We start from the raw sequence: 5516 nt of genomic DNA on the forward strand, positions 1-5516 counted from the left end.
GACGGATAATTCAACCGCCCCACCGCATTCTTCGACTTCGACACCACCCACACCCCGCCATCATTCAACTCCACCTCAGCCGTCTTAAACCCCGGATAAATGATGGCAGCGGTCACCAGCACCGCGGCCGCGGAGGCGATGGCGGTGCCGGCGATGAGCTTCTTGTGCCGTTTGATGGAGCCGGCGCTGGTGGGACGCGGCTTTTTGGATCCCGGCTTTTTGGACCCCAGCATTTTGGACCCCAGCGTGGCGAGCAGACGTGTCACAGCTTCAGATTTCCTTCAGGATGGCGTCGTGATGACCGTGGTGGGCCCGAGACAAGGCCCTCAGTTCCCGCGACAGCCTACCGAAATGTCCGCAGGTGCGCGATGGGCAGGTCTGCCCGTCGGCCGGGGCGCACCCGGGGGCCGGGGCGGCTATGGCGTCGCTCCGACCGGGAAGGTGCAGTTCGGCACACCGCTCTGCGCGGGCGGGCCAATCGAGGTGTGGGTGGAATTGATCCACCGCGTCTGGTTCGGCGAGCCGCGCGTGATGTAGTACCACTGACCGTCGCCGCCGTACGTGGTGCCGTGGGGCTTCCAGCACATGATGTCGAAGGTGTCGTAGTGGGACATCCACGGCCGGTCGTAGCCGCTCTGGCCGTCGCAGGTATGGGCCACCGGATCGTAGGACGTGGGTCCGGGCAGGTCGGTGCAGCTGCGGTCCATGCCGCTGTTGAGCCGGGTAGTCCAACGGGTCTTTTCGGTCCCGGACCGGGCGGAGGCCGAGGCAATCGGCCCGCCGGTGCCGAGGGAATTGACCGTCTGGACCCGGATGGAGTGCGTTTCGCTGAAGCCTCCGGTGTTGATGGTCCGGCTTCCCGCGGCGGGCACGCGTTCCCAGCCTCCGTTGTCGAGGCTGATCTGGGTGTAGGCAACGTCGTTGGTGGTTGCAGACGGGGAGCTCCAGCTGAAGCTGAGGTTCTTCTGGTTTTCAGCCCCGTCCTGTCCGGAGGCGGACGGTGTGCCGGGTGACCCGTGCGGCGTGGCAGTGGCCCCGGCGCTGGCGTCGGAGCTCGGCGCGACGCTCGAGTTGGCCGTCACGGTGACTGTGGTGGGGGCACCGTTGGTGAACCCGCCCACCTTTTGGCCCGGACGGATCGCGCCGGTCTTCCCGCCGGGGCTCGCATAGTAGGTGTAGCTGACCTCGCCGGGCTGGGATCCGTTGCGTCCGGCGGCATCCAGTTCCCGGAAGTTGATGACCAGGGCCTGGCCCGCACCGCCGGTGTCCGCCGCCGTGGCGCTGACGCCGGAGACCTGGCCGAGTTTGCCGGTGGCGCGGCGGGGGGCCGAGGCGGCGCTGACCGTGCCTTTGCCCGCTTTGTTCTCGGCCTGGACCGTGAACGTATACCCGGCTTCGGAGTTGTTGGCGGTGAAGTTGGCGGTCCGCACCGTCCCGGCGACCATCTGGGTCTGGGTGGTGCCACCGCCGCCGCTCATGGTGACGTAGTAGTTCTTGATGGCGTCGCCGTTGGTGTCCGGCTCGTTCCAGTTCACCTGGAGCTGGTTGGAGGTCCCCACGGAGGAGGCCACCGCCGTCGTCGGGGCGGCAGGGGCGGCGGGAACACCGGCCGGGTTGTCCTCGGCCGAGTAGGCTCCCCATTCTGAGGGGCCAAGTTCGTTGACGGCCTGGGCACGGACTTTGTACCGCACGCCGTTGGTCAGTCCGGGCCACGTGTAGCTCAGGCCGGCCACACCGTTTTTCACGGCGATGCCGGTGGCCGGCGGCGGGGAGATCTCCAGGTTGTAGTTCTTCACGGCCGAGCCTTCGGTCTTCGCCGCGGGCCAGGTGATGACCATGTTCTTGTCCCCGGCCTTGACCGTGGGTGACTCCGGCGGCGAGGGCTTCTCATCCGGCCGGATTTCGTTGGAGGCCGGCGACGGCACGGACTCCCCCACCTCGTTGGTGGCGGTCACCGTGAAGACGTACTTGACGTCGTTGGTCAGTCCGCTGAGGGTGCAGGTGGTGGTGGCGCAGTCCTGGCTGAACCCGTTGGAGCGCACGGTGTACTTGCTGATGGTGGCGCCGTTGTCCGACGGCGGAGCCCACTTGAGCACCGCGGTCCGGCTGCGCACGTCCGTGGCAGCCGGTGCCGAGGGCGCATCGGGCTTGTCCCGGACCGTGATCCGGACCCGGCCGTCGGTCTGCCGGGAGACGTCGCCGGTCTTGTCCATCACGGTGTAGCGGAGCACCATCACGCCCTTGAAGCCTCCGGCCGGGGTGACCGTGATCGAGTCGCCGGCTACGGCGGGCTGTCCGGCGGCGGAGCCGGTTTCCACCGTGGCGGACACAATTCTCAGCGGGGTCTCGCTGAAGGGGTTGAAGTCGTTGGCGAGCACGTTGATCGTTTCGGTCTTGCCGGCGTTGGCTTTCTCAATCACGTCCTCGTTCGCGACCGGCAGCGGCCTGGTGGACGCAACAACGGTTGCCGCGATGCTGGCCTTGACCGGCTCGGAGCGGCCGTCGGTGACCTTGAGCGGGATGCTGCCTTTCCAGCCGGCAGCCCTGGCGGAGTCGGCGGTGACTTTCAGGGTGGCACCGTCCAGGGTGGCTTTGAAGCCCTCGGGCAGGGTGCCGTCCAGCTCGAACCTGAGCTTCTCCTGGTCCCCGGAGTCCACGTCCTTGGCCAGGTTGGCCAAGTCCAGGGTGGCGGACTCGGCCGTGGGCACCTCCAGGGTGGCGCCGCTGAACGTCGGCTGGTGATTGGCGTTCGGATCGGGGATGACCCTGGTGATGATGCTGAGGGTGGACTTGAGGCCCTGCGGGTCGTCCGGACCGGCGCCGTCGGTCACTTCGAACGTGACGGAGCCGGGGCCCACGTAGTCCTTGAGCGCGGCGTAGCGCAGCGCGCTGCCGTTCCCGGCCACCACGTTCTGCGGATCGGCGCCCTGTACCCGGACCTTGTCCACCTGGGTGATCCGCGGGGTGCGGCCTTCCCTGACCCGGACGTAGTCATTCAGGTCCAGGTCGATCTGCTTGCCGGCCATCACTTCGACGACCTCCGCCGTGGCCAGCGTCGGGTGCTGTTCGCCCTGCCCGGGGACCCAGATGACCGCCGTCGCGCTCTGGCCGTCGACGTCGGTGACGGTGTACGGGACCAGCTGGTCCTCGGGCGCGAGGGTCACCCGGACACTGCCGCCGCCCGCGCGGGCATTCGGGTTGCCGTCGGGCAGGCTGATCTTCAGATCGGCGGCGACGCCGTCGGGATCGGAATCGTTCTTCAGGACGGGGACGTCGACGGCGGACTTGCCCAGCGTCTCCGCGGGGGTGACCACATCGTCCTTGGCCAGGGGCAGCTTCAACGCGGCGTCCGGACTGATCCGGACCCGGATCACGGCGCTGCCCTGGGCCTTTTTGTCGTCCTGGATCTTGTAGCTGATGCTCTCGTTGCCGGCGGTGGCGGGGGCAGTGAGGAGCACCTTGCCGCCGTCGGCCGTTTCGACCGCGAGTTCGGGGCGCGCTTCGAAGGCGTTGCCGACCAGGCTGATCGGGTCGCCGTCCGGGTCCGAGTCGTTCTGGAGGGCCTCGACGGCGACTTTGCGGCCGGGCCGGACGTCCACGGCGTCGTCCACGGCGATGGGTTTCTGGTTGTTGGCTTCCTGCGGGGCGATGCCGACGATCACGGTCCCGGTGTTTTCAGCGCCGATCCGGTCCCGGACACGGTAGCTGAACGTGTCCGTTCCGGCGCCGTTTCCGGCGGCGGTGAATTCTAGATAGCCATCCTTGACCACGGCGGTGCCCATGGCGGGGGCCTTGTCCACGCCGGTCAGCTGGACGGAGTCGCCGTCGGTGTCGACGCCGTCGAGCGGCACGGGGATGCGCACGGTCATGCCGGCCACCACGCGGGCGGTGAGGTTTTTCGGTTCCGGGCGGGTGTTGCGTTCGTCGTCGCGGGCCCGGATGCGGATGGTGACCTGCTGGGAGTCCGATTGTCCGGAGGCGTTGGTGACCTTGTAAATGGCGTAGACGGTCTTCGGGACGTCGCCCGCGATGAAGCGCAGGGAGCCTCCCGCGGTGAACATCCGGCCGTCGGCGGCGTCGGGCTGCTGGGCCAGCACCGGTTCCAGGCTGAGCTTGCCGCCGTTGGGGTCGGTGTCGTTCTCCAGTACCGGGATGGTGACGACGTCCCCGGCGCGCACCGTTGCCTCGTCCGGTTTGGCCTGTGGCGCCTGCAGTTTGGCGGGCGCGGGGACCACCAGGACGGCGATTTCCCCGCTCGCGGAGGACTTGCCGTTGGAGATGGTGTATTTGACGCTGAGCTGGCCCTGCGCACGGATGTCGGTGATCCGGACCACGGAGTGGTCCAGGACGGAAACACTCACGGGCAGGCCGTCAGCGGCAGTCACCGACTGCACCACCAGGACCCCGCCGGACGGGTCGGAGTCGTTGCCGAGGACGTCCACCAGGACGCTGCCGCCGCTGGGGAGAAGGGCGGTGTCGCGGACAGCCACCGGTGCGCCGTCCCCGCCGCCGGGGACGACGTCGACCCGGACCAGCTGCTGGGCGCTGGCCGGGCCGTTGGTGACGAGGTAGGTGACGTAGTGGGCGCCCACGGCGGTGGAGTTGAACGTGAAGGTCTGCTGGTCCGCGCCCATCGTGGCGGTCGAGTTGCCGTCCGGGGTGACCTGGGCGAGGCGGAGGGCGCCGCCCTGCGGGTCGGAATCGTTTTTGAGCGGAGTGATGACCGTGTTCACCCCGGCGACGGCGACCACGTGGTCCGCGTTGGCGATCGGGGGCAGGGCGCCCGGGGCGCGGACGTCCACGGTGACCTTGCCGTCTGCGGTGGAGCGTCCGTCCGAGACCGTGACGGTGACGGTCTTGCGGCCGGGCTCGGAGCCGGCGTCCTGGAAGCTGAGGAGACCGTCGGGCCGGACCTTGACCTGGTCGCGGGGGTCGCTGCTGGCCGCGCCAACGACGAACAGGTCGTCGCCGTCGGGGTCGGTCCAGTCGGTGAGGATGTTCTGGCTGACCACCTTGCCGGACTGCACAACGAGGGTGGTGTTGCGGTTGGGTTTCTGCCGCGGGGCGGAGTTCTCCCCCGGCGGAACGATGTTGAGGGTGACGTCGGCGGTGGCGGAGAGTCCGCGGCCGTCGTCCACTGTGTATTTGAACGTTTCCGATCCGGCTTTGTCGTCCCCGACGCTGACCTGGAAGCCGGTGGCGCCGTAGATCGGCGCGAGGAGCCCGGAGGTGAGCGGGTCCGGGCTGCGGACGGTGAGGATGTCACCGTCCGGGTCGGTGTCGTTGTCCAGGACGGGCAGGATGGTGGTCTTGCCGGCGCGGACACCGAAGGTGTCGGGTTTGGCGACAGGCGCACTGTTGGGTTTGGTGCGGTCCGGAAGCACGGTCTGCTGGACCTCGTCGGCGGAGTCCTTGTCCGCGTCGTCGGAGGTCTGTTGCGGCGGGATGACGTCGTCCCAGTTGTTGACCAGCTGCATGTTCTGGTTCACCAGCCACACATTGCCGGAATTCACATC

Annotated in this window: 2 protein-coding genes; both read right to left on the reverse strand. The window is 68.3% G+C overall.

Annotated elements, in window-relative coordinates; all coding sequences use genetic code 11:
- On the reverse strand, nt 1–233 hold a 233-nt coding region (locus tag FS787_RS17830; protein ID WP_395940368.1), incomplete at its 3' end, for a hypothetical protein.
- 183 nt (nt 234–416) lie between these two features.
- The coding region (locus FS787_RS17835) for an Ig-like domain-containing protein (RefSeq protein WP_144674633.1) at nt 417–5516 on the reverse strand (5100 nt) is incomplete at its 5' end.

The sequence above is a fragment of the Arthrobacter sp. U41 genome, from assembly GCF_007679325.1.
Classification (GTDB): domain Bacteria; phylum Actinomycetota; class Actinomycetes; order Actinomycetales; family Micrococcaceae; genus Arthrobacter.